Origin of the sequence: Winogradskyella eximia (assembly GCF_003386165.1) — a bacterium.
Taxonomy (GTDB): Bacteria; Bacteroidota; Bacteroidia; order Flavobacteriales; family Flavobacteriaceae; genus Winogradskyella; species Winogradskyella eximia.
Genome location: NZ_QRDV01000010.1, coordinates 74,839 through 90,710, shown reverse-complemented (window position 1 = coordinate 90,710; position 15,872 = coordinate 74,839). Strand labels below are relative to the sequence as shown.

Annotated in this window: 14 protein-coding genes and 1 tRNA gene; 5 read left to right on the top strand and 10 right to left on the bottom strand. The window is 31.2% G+C overall.

The genetic code is table 11. From position 1 onward, the window contains the following. The first annotated feature begins 1 nt into the window (after position 1). Both DFQ10_RS17425 and DFQ10_RS17420 read left to right on the top strand, forming a co-directional pair. Positions 2-907: a Ppx/GppA phosphatase family protein gene (locus tag DFQ10_RS17425; RefSeq protein WP_115818726.1), complete on the top strand. Its 906-nt coding sequence runs from the start codon at positions 2-4 to the stop codon at positions 905-907. Positions 908-1,003: 96 nt separating this feature from the next. Beyond that, on the top strand, positions 1,004-1,534 hold the full coding sequence (locus tag DFQ10_RS17420) for a porin family protein (protein WP_115818725.1): 531 nt from the start codon (positions 1,004-1,006) through the stop codon (positions 1,532-1,534). 76 nt (positions 1,535-1,610) lie between these two features. Here the strand turns inward: DFQ10_RS17420 and DFQ10_RS17415 are convergent, their stop codons facing one another. From DFQ10_RS17415 to DFQ10_RS17405, 3 genes are all read right to left on the bottom strand, one after another. After that, entirely contained in the window at positions 1,611-3,188 is a 1,578-nt protein-coding gene (locus DFQ10_RS17415; protein WP_115818724.1) for a M28 family peptidase, read from the bottom strand. Between the two features lie 104 nt (positions 3,189-3,292). Further along, positions 3,293-4,324 (bottom strand): M28 family metallopeptidase, encoded by a 1,032-nt coding sequence (locus DFQ10_RS17410; RefSeq protein ID WP_115818723.1) that lies wholly within the window; start codon positions 4,322-4,324, stop codon positions 3,293-3,295. Positions 4,325-4,392: 68 nt separating this feature from the next. Beyond that, positions 4,393-4,746 carry an FUSC family protein gene (locus DFQ10_RS17405; protein ID WP_115818722.1) on the bottom strand — a complete coding sequence of 118 codons (354 nt, stop codon included), beginning with the start codon at positions 4,744-4,746 and terminating at the stop codon, positions 4,393-4,395. A 250-nt stretch (positions 4,747-4,996) separates the two neighbouring features. Between DFQ10_RS17405 and DFQ10_RS17400 the strand changes: the two genes are divergently transcribed. Next, positions 4,997-5,081 (top strand) — tRNA-Ser (locus tag DFQ10_RS17400). Between the two features lie 157 nt (positions 5,082-5,238). Here DFQ10_RS17400 and DFQ10_RS17395 read toward each other — a convergent pair. From DFQ10_RS17395 to DFQ10_RS17365, 7 genes are all read right to left on the bottom strand, one after another. After that, on the bottom strand, positions 5,239-7,461 hold the full coding sequence (locus DFQ10_RS17395; protein ID WP_115818721.1) for an NADP-dependent isocitrate dehydrogenase: 2,223 nt from the start codon (positions 7,459-7,461) through the stop codon (positions 5,239-5,241). Positions 7,462-7,610: 149 nt separating this feature from the next. Next, positions 7,611-8,216 carry a pentapeptide repeat-containing protein gene (locus DFQ10_RS17390; protein ID WP_245940763.1) on the bottom strand — a complete coding sequence of 202 codons (606 nt, stop codon included), beginning with the start codon at positions 8,214-8,216 and terminating at the stop codon, positions 7,611-7,613. Between the two features lie 804 nt (positions 8,217-9,020). Next, complete coding sequence (gene rplS, locus DFQ10_RS17385; protein WP_020896040.1) at positions 9,021-9,371, bottom strand: 50S ribosomal protein L19; 351 nt, start codon at positions 9,369-9,371, stop codon at positions 9,021-9,023. A gap of 208 nt (positions 9,372-9,579) precedes the next feature. Further along, entirely contained in the window at positions 9,580-10,257 is a 678-nt protein-coding gene (trmD, locus tag DFQ10_RS17380) for a tRNA (guanosine(37)-N1)-methyltransferase TrmD (protein WP_115818786.1), read from the bottom strand. Between the two features lie 185 nt (positions 10,258-10,442). Beyond that, a complete protein-coding gene (locus tag DFQ10_RS17375) occupies positions 10,443-11,051 on the bottom strand; it encodes a tRNA (guanine-N1)-methyltransferase (RefSeq protein WP_115818720.1) in 609 nt (202 codons plus the stop codon). A gap of 268 nt (positions 11,052-11,319) precedes the next feature. Then, positions 11,320-12,768, bottom strand: coding sequence for a glyceraldehyde-3-phosphate dehydrogenase (locus DFQ10_RS17370; protein WP_115818719.1), 1,449 nt, complete (start codon positions 12,766-12,768; stop codon positions 11,320-11,322). A gap of 148 nt (positions 12,769-12,916) precedes the next feature. Beyond that, complete coding sequence (locus tag DFQ10_RS17365) at positions 12,917-14,329, bottom strand: trypsin-like peptidase domain-containing protein (protein WP_115818718.1); 1,413 nt, start codon at positions 14,327-14,329, stop codon at positions 12,917-12,919. Positions 14,330-14,573: 244 nt separating this feature from the next. Here DFQ10_RS17365 and dapF point away from each other — a divergent pair, with 244 nt between their 5' ends. Beyond that, the gene (gene dapF, locus DFQ10_RS17360) at positions 14,574-15,353 is read left to right on the top strand and encodes a diaminopimelate epimerase (protein ID WP_115818717.1); all 780 of its coding nucleotides are present in this window, start codon (positions 14,574-14,576) and stop codon (positions 15,351-15,353) included. Further along, positions 15,347-15,871: a GNAT family N-acetyltransferase gene (locus DFQ10_RS17355; protein WP_115818716.1), complete on the top strand. Its 525-nt coding sequence runs from the start codon at positions 15,347-15,349 to the stop codon at positions 15,869-15,871. The genes dapF and DFQ10_RS17355 overlap by 7 nt, the downstream gene beginning before the upstream one ends. The last annotated feature ends 1 nt before the right edge of the window (position 15,872 follow it).

Below are 15,872 nucleotides of genomic sequence, written 5' to 3'. Positions count from 1 at the left end.
TATGCTGAAGATACAAAAATATGCAGCTATAGATATTGGATCTAATGCCGTAAGATTATTAATATCAAATATTATTGAGCAAGATGACGAACCTCCAATATTTAAAAAGAATTCATTAGTCCGTGTGCCAATTAGATTAGGAGCAGATGTTTTTTTAAAAGGGGAAATATCCGAGTATAACCAAGAGCGCATGCTCGATACAATGAAAGCATTTAGTTTAATTATTAAGTCTCATGGTGTTGTTCGTTATAAAGCTTGTGCAACTTCTGCAATGAGAGAAGCTAAAAACAGTGCTCCTTTATCAGAAAAAATATTAGAAACCTCAGGTATTAACATAGATATTATTGATGGTGAAGAAGAAGCAGCCATTATTGCTGCAACAGATTTAAATTCTTTTATAAATCCAAATAAGAGTTATTTATATGTTGATGTAGGTGGAGGTAGTACTGAGTTTTCCATTATACATAATGGAGAGAAAAAGCAATCTAAGTCTTTCAAGATAGGAACGGTAAGATTATTAAATGATATCGTTAAAAATGAAACATGGCAAGAATTAGAACAATGGATTAAAACCAACACCAAACAATATGATAAAATAGAACTTATTGGTTCTGGTGGAAACATTAATAAGATTTTTAAAATATCTGGAAAAGATATAGGGAAACCACTAACTTATTTTTATTTGACGAGCTATTATAAAATGCTTCAAAATTTTTCTTACGAAGAGCGAATAACGAAGTTGAATTTGAATCAAGATAGAGCAGATGTAATAATTCCGGCAACAAGGATTTATTTATCTGCCATGAAATGGAGTGGAGCAAAAGACATATATGTACCAAAAATTGGACTTTCTGATGGTATAATAAAAAGTATGTTTTATGAGACCGTTTCTAGTGTAATTGTTTAACCTTCTAGTCAAAAAGTGTCCATTTATCCGATTTATTTTTAAAAACAGATAAGGATTTTAGATTTTTTATATATTAGACCTCTCAAATTGAAAATTATGAAAAAGTATTTGCTTGCCTTTATATTAGTTGGTGTTACTACAGTAGCAATGTCACAAGATACCAGATATGGTGTTAGAGGAGCATTAAATGTATCTAACTTAGATTTTACGCCAGATGCAGAATTTGAAAACAAGCACAGAAATGGATTTGCATTTGCTGGGTTTGTGGATTTTGAATTATCAGATAAATTAGCTTTATCTACTGAATTACAATGGTCTGCCGAAGGTGGTAAAAGTGAAGAATTGAGAGCTGATTATATTCATTTGCCAATTCTTTTTAAAATTTCAATGACAGATCGTTTAATTTTAGCAGTAGGACCAAAGGTAGGTCTAAAGACATGGAAAGATAAAGACCTATTTTCAACGGCTTCATTTTCTTTAGTAGGTGGTTTAGAATATATGATTACTGACGAATTTTTTATAGACGCTAGAGTTTCTTATGGTATTACAAATGTTATCGATCAAGATTTAAAAAAGCTAGAAGCTAAAAACCATGTATTACAATTTGGTTTTGGTATGAAAATTTAAATCAGATATTATATATAAAAAAAGCCTTTCAATATTGAAAGGCTTTTTTTATGCTATTACTTTAGTCGTTATAAGTTTATTCTGATGCTTTATCAACTACAATTCGTTCTTTTCTATTAGCCACTTCCCAAGCAGTATAAAATACTAAACGTGCTCTTGTTTCTAGTAAATCGTATTCAATCTTATCTGGAGTGTCTGTAGGCTTGTGGTAATCTGCATGAGTACCATTAAAATAAAAGATTACAGGAATATTGTTCTTGGCGAAATTGTAATGATCAGATCTGTAATAAAAACGATTAGGGTCGTTATCATCATTAAACTTATAATCTAACTCCATTTTTGTAAAATTTGTATTAGCTTCTTCAGAGATGTTATGTAGATCAGTGCTTAGTTTATCACTGCCTATTAAATAGATGTAATTTTTAGTGCCAATTGTTCGTTCTGGGTCAGTTCTACCAATCATGTCTATATTTAAGTTGGCCACTGTGTTTTCTAAAGGGAATATAGGATCGTTATCCGTATAATATTTAGACCCTAAAAGTCCTTTTTCTTCTCCAGTAACATGTAAAAAAAGTATGGAGCGTTTTGGCCCATTACCAGCTAATTCAGCGAGTTTAAAAGCTTCGGCTATTTCTAAAATCGCTACAGTACCAGAACCATCATCATCTGCTCCGTTATATATTTCGCCATCTTTTATACCTTCGTGGTCTAAGTGTGCAGAGATTACAACAATTTCATCTGGTTTTTCAGAACCTTTAATATAAGCTACAACATTTTCAGAAATGATAGATTCCGATTTATTTTCGATTTCAATGTTAATAGTAGTTTTAATATTTTTTGGTGTAGCATCTTCAGAAATAGATGCATATATGGCTTTACCTAATGCTTCACTGATCATTAGCATTATCATATCTTGCTCATTGCTTTTTAAAGATAAACGACCAGCAACTCCAGATGCATGTTGCTTCTGATAATATATCGCATATTTTGAAAGCATATCACTATCCATATATAAAAGGCCTTTAGCTCCATTTGCTGTTGCAGCTTCTCTTTTACTCGATAACGATTGACGGCCATTAGTCCATTTTGTATCTTCTGTGTTTCCGGAAGTTATAAAATTACCGTTAGCATCTTTTGGTTCACCAGCCTTCGCTAATACTATTTTATCTTTAACATCAATACCTTTATAGTCACTATATTTATCGTCGTCAATACCAAAACCCACATAAACGATATCTTCTACAGACATATTGAGACTACTCGAAACCGCTAGTACAACAAGATCATCAAAACTGTTGAAGACTTTTCCGTTGACCGTTAATTTTCCTTCAGCAACCTTTTGTTTTTCTAAAGGCACTTCTTGAAAATAATCATCGTTACCCAATGGAGTAGGTATATTCAATGTTTTATATTTTTCCTTTAAATATTCAACAGCTAATTTTTGTCCTTTTTCACCTGTATTTCTACCTTCAAACTCATCTGAAGCATATTTATATAGCATGGTTTTTAATTTACTAGATGTAATTGTAGAGGCATATTCTGCTGGATTAGCTTTTTCTGCTTTAGTAATTTTATCATTCGATTTGCTGCCAGAAGAACTTCCACAACTAACAAGTATTAGTGATACACAATAGATAAACAGTAATTTTTTCATTAAATAAATTTATTAAATAGATTTTATAAAATTAATTGAAAGCATTTCTAAATAAAAATGAATAAAAAGATTATTCTTTAATTCATTTTACTAAAAAAGCTAAATTAGATAATTTCTTCTTTTAAACGTGTTTTAGAGTTAGCCAAGTACCAAGCAGTTGCAAAAATAAGTTTTGTACGTTTTTCTAATAAAGCATAATTAATCTTATCTGCAGTATCTGTTGGTTTTGTATAATCTTCGTGTTCTCCATTAAAAAAGAAAATTACAGGGACCTCTTTTAACGCAAAATTATAATGATCCGATCTGTAGTAATAGCGATTGGGATCTCTATCATCATTATAAGTATAATCTAAGTTAAGATTCGTAAAAGTTGAATTGGCCTTTTGAGCAATAAAATCTAATTCTGTACTCATCTTATCAGCACCTATTATGTAAATATAGTTTTCATTGTTTAAATGCTTATTATCAACACGACCAATCATGTCTATATTTAAAGTAGCAACGGCATTATCTAGTGGGAAAATGGGATTTTCAGTATAGTATTTAGAACCATGTAAACCAACTTCTTCAGCAGTGACGTGTAAAAATACAATACTTCGCTTAGGTGGATGACCATCTTTAACAGCTTGGCTAAAGGCTTCAGCCATTTCTAAAACAGCAGCAGTACCAGAGCCATTATCATCTGCACCATTATAGATTTCTCCGTTAATTACACCTTCGTGGTCAGAATGTGCTGAGATATAAACATACTCATCGGGAAACTCTGAGCCTTTAATGTAAGCGATAATATTTTGTGAATCGTTTAAGTTGTTGGGCAGAACTTCTTTTGGTACTTTTTGATAGAAATTTGGATGTGATTCTGGTGCTTGAAGATTTAGATCCTTATAAGATTGTCTGATATAATCACAAACCTGGTTGTGACCTTCTTCACCAGTCATTCTTCCATTATACTTATCTGAAGATACTTCTTCAACAATAGATTTTAATTCTTCAAGTTTAATAGTATTTAAATAGTTTTTAACAAGAGTTTCATCTTTATAGGTAATACTATTTTTTAGATTTTCTATTTTTTTACTGTGCCTTAGATTGGAACAAGAACCAACTAAAATAAGTGCAGAGGCTATTAAAACTTTCATTTAACTCATTGATTTTAGCAAAAATAAGACAAATAGATTGAAACTTTTCTTACAATTACTATGAAGTCTTAAAATTTATCATCACTTCCTTTATTATTAAAAAGATTTTCAGAGTCCTCTAAGTTATCTTCCTCTTTCAGTTCTGTTTGTTCAATATCATCTTTTATTAAACTATCATCTAGATTAGAAGTATTAATAACAGCTTTATATATAGTAAGGCTTAATGAAATTATAACTAAAAGGAAGATGTATTGTATTGTTTTAGTTTTTGTTTGTTCTTTCTTTGAATAAAATAGCACTAATAAACCGCTTATAAAAGCAATAATTATTGGAGCAACAGCTAAATTTGAGAATTTAGAAACCGCTAGAATGGTAGCTATTATTGCACTAATGAAACCTAGTATACTAAAAAATTTTTTCATGTTCTTGTCATTTTAATAATCATTAAAAATAAGACTTTATGTACTTAAACGAATCTTGTTTAAATACAAAGTTTAGAGAACATTGAATTTAAACTGATTATTTAGTCAACATTTATTATGCCGAAAATAAAATTTAGAATTTAAATCATAGTATTTCAGATAGATAAAAAATAATATTAATTTTTTTTAAAAAAACTATCTAAAAACTTTTGGCTAAAAGAAAAAGGCGTTTATATTTGCACCCGCTAAAGGAGAGTTGGCAGAGTGGTCGAATGCGGCAGTCTTGAAAACTGTTGAGGGTCACACCTCCAGGGGTTCGAATCCCTTACTCTCCGCTTAAAGCAAAGCTCAATTTCTGAAAAGAAATTGGGCTTTTGTTTTTTTAAGCTTTTTATGAAAAGTTTTATCATGTAAAACCTCCGTTTTTGTCATTTAAATCCATAAAAAAAGCTTCTCGAAAGAAGCTTTTTTTTTATTATATGAATTTCATTATTATGAATTCAAAATAGAATTAAAGGCGTTACTTGGTCGCATAGCGTTATTTACTAAGTCTTCATTAGGAAGATAGTAACCTTCAATGTTTACAGGCTCTCCTTGGCAATCTATTAATTCCTTAACTATTGTTTTTTCATTGCTTGCTAAGGCTTCATAAATCTTTGAAAACTCAGTTTTTAAGTCTGAATCTTTATCTTGATTTGCTAATGCTTCAGCCCAATATAAAGCCAGGTAAAAATGACTTCCTCTATTATCTAATTCATTCACTTTTCTTGAAGGACCTTTTCTGTTTTCAAGTAATTTATCAGAGGCATCATCTAAAGTTTCTCCTAAAATACGTGCTTTTTTATTGTCGTTAACTTCAGAGAAATGCTCAAGGGAAACAGCTAACGCTAAAAATTCACCTAAAGAATCCCAACGTAAGTGATTTTCTTCTAAAAATTGCTGAACGTGCTTAGGTGCAGACCCACCAGCTCCTGTTTCAAATAAACCACCACCATTCATTAACGGAACTATGGATAACATTTTTGCACTTGTACCAACTTCTAAAATTGGGAATAAATCCGTTAAATAATCTCTTAATACATTTCCTGTAACTGAGATAGTGTCTTTACCATCTTTAAGACGTTCTAACGTAAAGTTAGTAGCATCAACTAGTGAAAGTATTCTAATATCTAAACCTTCTGTGTCATAATCTTTAAGGTAAGTATTTACCTTTTTAATTAATTCTGCATCATGAGCTCTTTTCTTGTCTAACCAGAAAATAGCAGGTGTTTTTGAAGCTCTTGCTCTTGTTACTGCAAGCTTTACCCAGTCTTGAATTGGAGCATCTTTAACTTGGCACATTCTCCAAATATCTCCGGCTTCAACTTTATGGCTAAGTAGTACATTTCCATTAGCGTCAATGACTTCAACTTTTCCTTTAGAGGCTATTTCAAAAGTCTTATCGTGCGAACCATATTCTTCAGCCTTTTGAGCCATAAGTCCAACATTAGGAACTGTTCCCATTGTAGTAGGATCGAACGCTCCATGTTTTTTACAGAAGTTTATAGTTGCACTATAAACACCAGCATAACTACTATCTGGAATAACAGCTTTGGTATCTTGTTGTTTTCCTTCTGCATTCCACATTTGACCAGATGTTCTAATCATTGCAGGCATAGATGCATCAATAATAACATCACTTGGTACATGAAGATTGGTAATACCTCTATCAGAATTTACCATCGCTAAATCTGCGCCATGCTGAAGTGCATATCTAATGTCATCTCTAATTTGGTCGCGTTTATCTTCTGGTAAATCATGTAATTTTTCTAATAAATTACCAAAACCATTATTAACATCAACACCAATCTTTTCAAATGTTTTACCATGTTTTTCAAACAAGTCGGCAAAAAATACACGCACAGCGTGACCAAATATAATTGGGTCAGAAACTTTCATCATTGTTGCTTTCATGTGTAATGAAAACAAAACACTTTTATCTAAAGCATCTTCAACTTGCTCCTCTAAAAATTCGAGTAAAGCTTTTTTGCTCATTATTGTTGCATCAATAATTTCACCTTTTAATAAATCTAAACCGCTTTTTAAGTTTGTTTTATTGCCTTTACTATCTGTATGCACAATATTTATCGTTGTTGCATCTGCGAGTGTAATAGATTTTTCATTATGAGCAAAATCTCCCTTAGACATAGTTGCTACATGGGTTTTAGATTTTGAAGACCAAGCTCCCATACTATGAGGATTTTTCTTAGCGTAATTCTTAACTGCTTTTGGCGCACGTCTATCAGAATTACCTTCTCTAAGTACTGGGTTTACAGCACTTCCTTTTATTTTATCGTAACGAGATTTAATTTCCTTTTCCTCTTCGTTCTTTGGTTCTTCCGGATAGTTAGGAATTTTAAATCCTTTAGCTTGTAACTCTTCAATAGCAGCTGTAAGTTGTGGCACAGAAGCACTAATATTTGGTAGTTTTATAATGTTAGCTTCAGGTTTTTTTACTAAATCACCTAATTCGGCTAAAGCATCTGTAACTTTTTGATCGTCACTTAAAAAATCTGGAAACACTGCTAATATTCTAGCAGCCAACGATATATCTTTAGTTTCTATTTTTATGCCAGAAGACTTTGTAAATGCTTGAACAATAGGTAAAAATGAACGGGTTGCTAAAGCTGGAGCTTCATCCGTTTTTGTATATACAATCTTTGCTGTTTTTGTCATAAGTCTTGAAAATATTTAGAATGATATTATGCTTAAAATTAAGCTGAGCAAATATACGAAAACGTTTGATTTTAGCACGTATAAGATGTGTACTAAACAGCAGTAATCTTTAAAGAATTAATAAATTGTGGCTTTAATTCTTGAAATTATTATTTAATCTTAATATTGAAGCTTTCTAATAGGCCAGAAATGTTTTGATTGGTAAATGAAGCGTGCTTAATATAATTTAAAGAAGGATTGATATTAAAGTTAAAAGCCGAAGTAAAGTCTGCATGCTCAATGTTAGTTCTGTCAAAGGTAGACTGATGTAAATCACAATCTTTAAAAACAACATGTTTAGCTTCTGTTTCTGTAAAATCTACTTGATGCATTGTGCAATTTATAAATGCTGTGTGATTGATTTTTAATTGGTAAAAGCTACATAAATTAAGTATGCAATTTGTAAACTTAAATGACAATAAAAAGGAATTGCATCCTTGAAACAAAACACCTAAAATTTTACAATCTTTAAATGTTACAGCGTTAAATGTGGTATTCATCACATTTGCATTACTAAAATTACAATCTATAAAATCACATTCCATGAAATTTACATTTGAAAGATCTGAATTTTCAAAATTACAATGGTCAAATGTGCATTCTGAATATTCTGTTTTTGGTAGGGGAGATAGAGTATAATCTTTGTTTTTAAAATTTATATGTTCAGATAGCGGTAGGTGCATTTTTATAGACTTCTTAAAATAATTTTGTTTCATCTTAAATGATGAAATTTTAATGTCAAAAGTAAAGACTTCTATTTGTTTAGTTGAGCGATTCTTATTATTAGTTTTTATTTTTTAAAATATTATAAAAAATACAATATCTATATAAGTGGTGAATGGATCTTAACTTGTATAACTCTTAAAAACAAAAAGCCATATCACTCAGAATAATCTGTGTTGACATGGCTTTTTTAGAAACAATACTAATCTAGATTTACTTAGCTTACACTAACTAAACTGAAAAACTAAAAGTTTACAGTGTTTGAAATCTAGGATTTCTGTTTCAAATTCGAAACACTTCATATCTTTCAAAATGTATTGACCTGATATGACATTGCTTCTTAGGTTTGCTTTTCTTGATGTTTACCTATAATATTCACATGAACGAAGAATAGGTGTTAAACATTGCTCATCCTTTTGGTGTGCACTTTCGATTCCACTACTTTTTCAGAGCTTTTCGCTTTACTTATATATCCTACAAAGTATGATATATAACTAAAGTTTCATGATTGTCTCACATACACTTGCGGATGCAAGTTGCTACACAATCTCAAAAAACAACCTCAATACATAAAGAACGAATCTCTAGTAACAATTTAACACTAATTTGAAATAGATTTCAAAACCAAACTAAGTTTGTTGTTAATTGTTTTACTAAATTAAGGAATTATTTCGAATTTATCTATTTATTTAACATTTTAGATATCAACACTTTATGAACCACAGTTATTAACAATTGTTCAAAACCAAAAGAGCCTTCTTTTCAGAAGGCTCTTAATTGTAATATATAAGTTTGAATTATCTTCTAACTTCTTTGATTCTTGCTTTCTTACCAGTAAGACCTCTAAAGTAGAAAATTCTAGCTCTACGTACTTTACCACGTTTGTTAACTTCAACTTTTTGTAAAGCAGGTAAGTTTACTGGGAAGATACGTTCTACACCAATTGTTCCTGACATTTTACGGATGGTAAACGTTTCAGAAGATCCACTTCCTTTACGTTGTAATACAACACCTCTAAAAAACTGGGTACGTACTTTTTCACCTTCTCTAATTTCGTAATATACTGTGATTGTATCACCAGCACCAAATTTTGGAAAGTCTTTACGGACTACAAATTCGTCTTGTACAAATTTTACTAAAGAACTCATTTTATTTTATTTATAATAGTTGATTTAAAGCAACATTCACGATTCTCGCCAGAGGTTGGTCTAAATTGGTTTGCAAAAGTAGTGCTTTTTTAAATATACACAATGCTTTAGAAGAAAAAAAAATAATAAGGTTTAGGAGGTGTTTTTATTTGCCCTTGCTTATTAATAGTTCGTAGTTATGATAATCTTTGCAATTATTTAAAGAAATCTAATCTTCTAGTAAATCTGGTCGTCTCTCTTTAGTTCTCTTATAAGCTTGCTCTTCTCTCCATTTTTCAATTTTGGGAAAGTTACCGCTGAATAATACCTCAGGTACTTTCATACCATCGTATTCTCTAGGTTTCGTATAAATAGGTGGTGCTAATAAATTATCTTGAAATGAATCGGTTAGGGCAGAGGTTTCATTTCCTAATACTCCAGGAATTAAACGAATGACAGCATCACATAAAACGGCAGCACCTAATTCACCTCCAGATAATACATAATCTCCAATCGATATTTCACGCGTAATAAATCTATCGCGTACGCGTTGGTCAACACCTTTGTAATGACCACAAAGGATAATAATGTTTTCTTTTAAAGAGGTTTGGTTTGCAATACTTTGATTAAGTTGCTCTCCATCTGGCGTCATATAGATAATCTCGTCGTAATTGCGCTCTTTCTGTAATTTAGAAATGCATTTATCAATTGGTTCTATAGTCATTACCATGCCTGCACCTCCTCCAAATTGAGTATCGTCAACGGCTTTATAACCACCAGTGGCAAAATCTCTTAAATTATGAAAATGAACTTCTACCAAATTGGCTTCTATTGCTCGTTTTAAAATTGAAGCTTCAAACGGACTTTTTAAAAGTTCTGGTAATACTGTGATTATGTCTATGCGCATAGTGTTTTCAAAATAGGCTGTAAAGATAAGATTAATTGAAGCAATTCTTAAAAATGTGCCTCTCATAATTATTTAACCATTCAAATCAATGACAGATAAAATTTTCAATTGTTTTCATAAAAAAAATCCGCAATTAAAATTACGGATTTTATAGAGATTCTGCGGTATGTGCAGAATAGCAATTCTTAAGATTTTTGTTTATTTAATTCGTCTTGTAACTGACGTCTCACTTTTTGTTCGCGCTCTAATGCATTACGTCTGTGCTCTTCAAATTCAGTTTCAACTTCATCTAATTTACGTTTAGCATCGCGTGTTGCAGAGTTACTTCCTTTAAATTTATAAATAAATAAAAGTAATAAGGCAAAAAGACCACCAATGATACTCCACATTAAAATTTTGTAACTGGCTTTACTAGTTTGTATTCCAAATAATGAAATATTATCTTTTTCATCATTGGTAGCATTTAGCGTAGATTCTGTATTAGAAAGACTAGATTTTAAACTTTCAATTTCTCCAGCCTGTGTTTTTACAATGGCTTGTGTGTCTGCTAAATCTTTGTGTACCGCTTTAAGTGAGTCTAAGGTATGCGCCTTTAAAGCATATAGCCAAGTTTTTTTTACGGTTTTGTAATCTTGCCAGCTATTAGAACGCCTAATTACAAATTCGAATTGATTATCAATAGTGCCACTGTTAAGAGATAATTTATCATCTGGCTCGCTATCGGTTTGCGCTTGTATAGTTTGAAAACTAAGTGTAACTAATATAATTACAGAAACTTTGGTTAAGAATTTCATCTTAGACGTAATTTTGTTTTGATTAGATTATTTGATTGCCAAGATAATAATTTTATGAGGATATCATATACAATTATCAAACAAAAAGCCTTACAATTTAGTAAGGCAATTTATATACGCAAGAAATTGTGTTTTAGATGTATCATTTTAAAATTAAGAATACTATTATAAGTGTCTAAAATATGTAAAAAACTGAAATTCAATAGGTTTTAATCAAAAAAAAATCTTGCCATAAGACAAGATTTTTCTATTTTCTTTTTCAATTATTCTAATAATAAGCATAGCGTCTTACTTTAGAAATATATTTTGCTAAACGAATAACTTGATGGCTATAGCCATATTCATTATCGTACCATATATAAAGAATGGCATTTTTACCATCTTTTCTTACAATGGTAGCTTTACTATCGTAAATAGAAGGAGCAGAACTGCCAACGATATCGCTAGATACTAATTCGTCACTCATTTCGTATTTTATTTGTTCTACCAAATCACCTTCAAGAGCGTACTTTTTCATCGTAGCGTTCATGCTATCTACAGAAGTTTTGTTCTTTAACTCTAAACTTAAAATGGCTAATGATCCATTAGGAACAGGAACTCTAATGGCATTAGATGTTAGCTTTCCATCAAGAGAAGGTAATGCTTTACTTACGGCTTGTCCTGCGCCAGTTTCTGTAATTACCATGTTTAATGCAGCCGCACGTCCACGTCTATATTTGCTATGGAAATTATCAACTAAATTTTGGTCATTGGTATAAGCGTGAATTGTTTCTAAATGTCCGGTTTTAATTCCAAAAGAATCTTCAACGGCTTTTAAAATAGGTGTTATAGCATTTGTTGTACAAGATGCCGCAGAGAATATTTTAACGTTATCAGGATCATATTCTTTATGATTTACACCATGTACAATATTAGGAATTCCTTTTCCTGGTGCAGTTAATAAAACTTTGTCTACTCCTTTAGCTTTTAAATGTCTACTTAATGCTTCTTTGTCTCTAAACGCGCCTGTATTATCAATAACTAAAGCATTATCAATACCATATTCAGTATAATCTATGTCTTCAGGTTTATTTGCCGAAATAATTTTTACTGTGGTACCGTTAATAATCAATGCAGAGTTTTTTACATCTATACTAACCATACCAGAAAAATCACCATGTACAGAATCGTTTCTTAATAAAGACGCACGTTTTTCTAAAACGGTTTCATTAATCTCTCCTCTAGTTACAATGGCTCTTAATCGTAATTGAGTGCCTTTTCCTGTTCTGGTCATTAATTCTCTTGCGACTAAACGTCCAATTCTACCAAATCCATAAAGCACAACATCTTTAGCTTCAATAGCTTTATTGTTTTTAGCATTACCCAGTTTTGAAGCGACAAAAGCAGTTGCATTGCTATATTTTTGGTCTTCTAAATGAAACTCGTAAGTTAATTTACCTATATCTAGCTTAGCAGGAGGTAAGTTGAGTGCGCTTATGGCTTGTGCAATTTCAACAGAATCGAAAATTGAAATTGGTTTCTGAACAAATTCACCTGCATACTCATGCAAATTTAAAATTTCGCTCACATTTCTGTCGATAAGTTGATTTCTAAATATTACGAGTTCAATAGACTTATCGTACCAGAGGTCGCTGATAATTTTAATAAATTCTACTGTTGCTCTACGACGATCAGCCTGAAAAGCTAATTCTTTTTCGTATGTGTCATTAAAACCCATGTTTTCTTTGGTTTAGTGGTTTAGTGGTTTAGATTTTGCGCAAAAATACTATATTTCAAACGTTTTCGTAATACTTTTTATCGAAAATAAAAACCCTTCAAAGAATAATACTTTGAAGGGGTAATTTAATCTGATTAATCGTGAAATTTTATCTGAAGTTGAAGACTACTTTTTCTCCTTTTTTATTAATCACTTCAATTTGAAGTGGTTCATTGTAGTGTCTTGTTTTTATAGCAGTTTGAGCATCTTCTACAGAATTTAATTCTTTACCATTAATTTTTGTAATTATGCTACCTTCTTCAATACCATTCTTATTCCAAGATAATTTATTAGCTTCGTCTAATTCTGAAATTTTCACTCCATTTTCAGCTTTAAAGCGTTTAAGATCTTTTTCAGATGCATTTTTAATTAGGCCAATTGTTGGCAAAATATAGCTAGATGGTCTTAATAAGGTTACAGGAAATACTTTTTCATTTCCATCTCTTATTAAAGTTACATTAACAACATCATCTGGACTTTTAGTTTTTAGGTAGCCAGATAAGTCTGAAAACTTATTGATATTGACATTGTCAATTTTCTTAATAATGTCACCAGACTGAATACCTGCTTTTTCTGCGCCAGTATCCTCTTGTACGTCGCTAACGTAAAAACCTTCAGTGATTTCTGTTCCTAATTCTTCTGCGGCATTACTGTTTAAAGCTCCACCAACAACACCAAGAATACCATTTTGCACATTGCCATATTCCATAATATCATTTACAATTTTGCGCGCTATATTACTCGGTACAGCAAAAGAATAACCAATATAAGATCCTGTTTGCGATGAAATAGCAGTATTTATACCAATTAAATCACCGTTGGTATTCACTAGTGCTCCTCCTGAGTTTCCAGGATTAACAGCAGCATCAGTTTGGATAAATGACTGTAAGTGCTGGCCAGATAAATCTCTCGATTTGGCACTTATAATTCCGGCAGTTACAGTAGAGTTTAAGTTAAACGGGTTACCAACCGCTAAAACCCATTCTCCAATTTTAGCATTATCAGAATCTCCGAAAGCCATAAATGGTAATTCGTCTTCTGTTTCTATTTTTAATAATGCAATATCTGTGGTTTCATCCGTGCCAATTAATTCAGCAATGTATGCCTTATTATCATTTAGTGTAATACTAATTTCGTTGGCGTTTTTAATAACATGGTTATTAGTTACAATATAACCTGTTGGTGAAATAATTACGCCACTACCAGTACCAACTTGTGCACGTTGCGAACTGCGACCATAAAATAAATCGCGCATTGAAGTAGGTCCGTTTACGATAGCTGTGTTTTTTACATGTACTACAGCATCTAAAGATTTTTCTGCTGCGTTAACAAAATTAGGAGCAATTGAAGCATTACTATTTATGGCGTTAACAGCATTATTTGTAGGTACAAAAACTGGAAAATCATTTGATTGTTCCAAAGCTAATTGTGGAGATTCCTTTTCAATAAAAAGTTTGTAACCTCCTAAGGTTAATAAACCACCCAATGCAGAGACAAAGACTAATGTTAGAATCTTCTTCATGTTTTTTAATATTTAAGTTTTACTATTCATTTTAACTAACGATTAAATTTAGATAAATATTGAATTCAATTTTCACTTTAACGACTTTTTAACGTCAATTTTAACGCGTGTTTAACAACTGTTTTTAAAGTGTAATATGCTTATATTTGCCTTTCAATTATTTAATAAGAGGGTAAAAAAGGTAATCATTTATTCTAAGAATTTAGAGCAATGAGCAGATGACCTTAAAAAAGAGAATAGTCAAATGAAAATGACATTTTATAAATATCAAGGCACAGGAAACGATTTTGTAATTCTAGATAATCGTTTGCAGATTATAGATAAAAAGGATACTAAACGCATTGCAGAACTATGTGATAGACGTTTTGGTATTGGTGCGGATGGATTTATTCTACTAGAAAATGATGACCAAACAGATTTTAAAATGGTGTATTACAATGCCGATGGTAACGAAAGTAGTATGTGTGGCAATGGTGGACGCTGTATTGTTGCCTTTGCAAAGTTCTTAGGAGTCATTGAAAATGAGACAGAGTTTATAGCTATTGATGGTTTACATAAAGCAAAAATTGAAAATGAAATAGTTCATCTTCAAATGCAAGATGTTTTAGAAATTGAGACTTTTCAAGACCATTTGTTTTTAAATACAGGATCTCCTCATCATGTTGAAATGGTTTCAGACCTTAAAGATTTTGAAGTCAAAAAGAATGGATCAAGAATTAGATACGGAGAGCCTTATAATGAGGTTGGGAGTAATGTGAATTTTGTAAACCAAATATCGTCAGATCATTTTGCAGTAAGAACATACGAACGTGGAGTAGAAGATGAAACGTTATCTTGTGGTACAGGTGTTACAGCTGTTGCAATTGCAATGCATAAATCTGGAAAAACCAAGAGCAATATAATTACTTTAAACACAGAAGGAGGCGATCTAAAAGTAACATTTGATTCTAATGATAATGGTTATCATAATATCTGGTTAGTAGGACCAGCGGAACAAGTTTTTAAAGGGGAAATAGAATGGTAAATCTTCGTGGAGAACATATCTATTTAAGAGCTTTAGAACCTGAAGATTTAGAGTTTATTTATAGGATTGAAAATGATACATCTCTTTGGGAATTGAGTGATACTCAAACACCATATTCAAGATTTTTAATTAAGCAGTATCTCGAAAACGCACAACAAGATATTTTTGAAGCCAAACAACTAAGATTGGCTATTAATACTCTTGAAAACACAACTATAGGTTTAATTGATGTGTTTGATTTTGATATTAAAAATAAGCGTGCTGGTATTGGAATTCTAATTGAGAATGAAGTCAACAGAAATCAAGGTTATGGCAGAGAAGCATTAAAATTATTGGTAAATTATTGTTTTGAGGTCTTACATTTGCATCAAGTTTATGCTAATATTTCTGAAAATAACATAGCAAGTTTAAAACTATTTGAAACTGATGGTTTTAAAATAATAGGATTAAAAAAAGATTGGAGTTTTGATGGTATAAATTATGCCAACGAATATATTTTACAACGTATTAACGATTAAC

Excerpts from the sequence above, each read along its gene's own strand:
- DFQ10_RS17425 (WP_115818726.1), top strand. The coding sequence starts at position 2 with ATGCTGAAGATACAAAAATATGCAGCTATAGATATTGGATCTAATGCC.
- DFQ10_RS17375 (WP_115818720.1), bottom strand. The coding sequence starts at position 11,051 with ATGAAATTCTTAACCAAAGTTTCTGTAATTATATTAGTTACACTTAGT.
- DFQ10_RS17390 (WP_245940763.1), bottom strand. The coding sequence starts at position 8,216 with ATGAAACAAAATTATTTTAAGAAGTCTATAAAAATGCACCTACCGCTA.
- DFQ10_RS17370 (WP_115818719.1), bottom strand. The coding sequence starts at position 12,768 with ATGGGTTTTAATGACACATACGAAAAAGAATTAGCTTTTCAGGCTGAT.
- DFQ10_RS17410 (WP_115818723.1), bottom strand. The coding sequence starts at position 4,324 with ATGAAAGTTTTAATAGCCTCTGCACTTATTTTAGTTGGTTCTTGTTCC.
- dapF (WP_115818717.1), top strand. The coding sequence starts at position 14,574 with ATGAAAATGACATTTTATAAATATCAAGGCACAGGAAACGATTTTGTA.
- trmD (WP_115818786.1), bottom strand. The coding sequence starts at position 10,257 with ATGCGCATAGACATAATCACAGTATTACCAGAACTTTTAAAAAGTCCG.
- DFQ10_RS17420 (WP_115818725.1), top strand. The coding sequence starts at position 1,004 with ATGAAAAAGTATTTGCTTGCCTTTATATTAGTTGGTGTTACTACAGTA.
- DFQ10_RS17355 (WP_115818716.1), top strand. The coding sequence starts at position 15,347 with ATGGTAAATCTTCGTGGAGAACATATCTATTTAAGAGCTTTAGAACCT.
- DFQ10_RS17405 (WP_115818722.1), bottom strand. The coding sequence starts at position 4,746 with ATGAAAAAATTTTTTAGTATACTAGGTTTCATTAGTGCAATAATAGCT.
- rplS (WP_020896040.1), bottom strand. The coding sequence starts at position 9,371 with ATGAGTTCTTTAGTAAAATTTGTACAAGACGAATTTGTAGTCCGTAAA.
- DFQ10_RS17365 (WP_115818718.1), bottom strand. The coding sequence starts at position 14,329 with ATGAAGAAGATTCTAACATTAGTCTTTGTCTCTGCATTGGGTGGTTTA.
- DFQ10_RS17415 (WP_115818724.1), bottom strand. The coding sequence starts at position 3,188 with ATGAAAAAATTACTGTTTATCTATTGTGTATCACTAATACTTGTTAGT.
- DFQ10_RS17395 (WP_115818721.1), bottom strand. The coding sequence starts at position 7,461 with ATGACAAAAACAGCAAAGATTGTATATACAAAAACGGATGAAGCTCCA.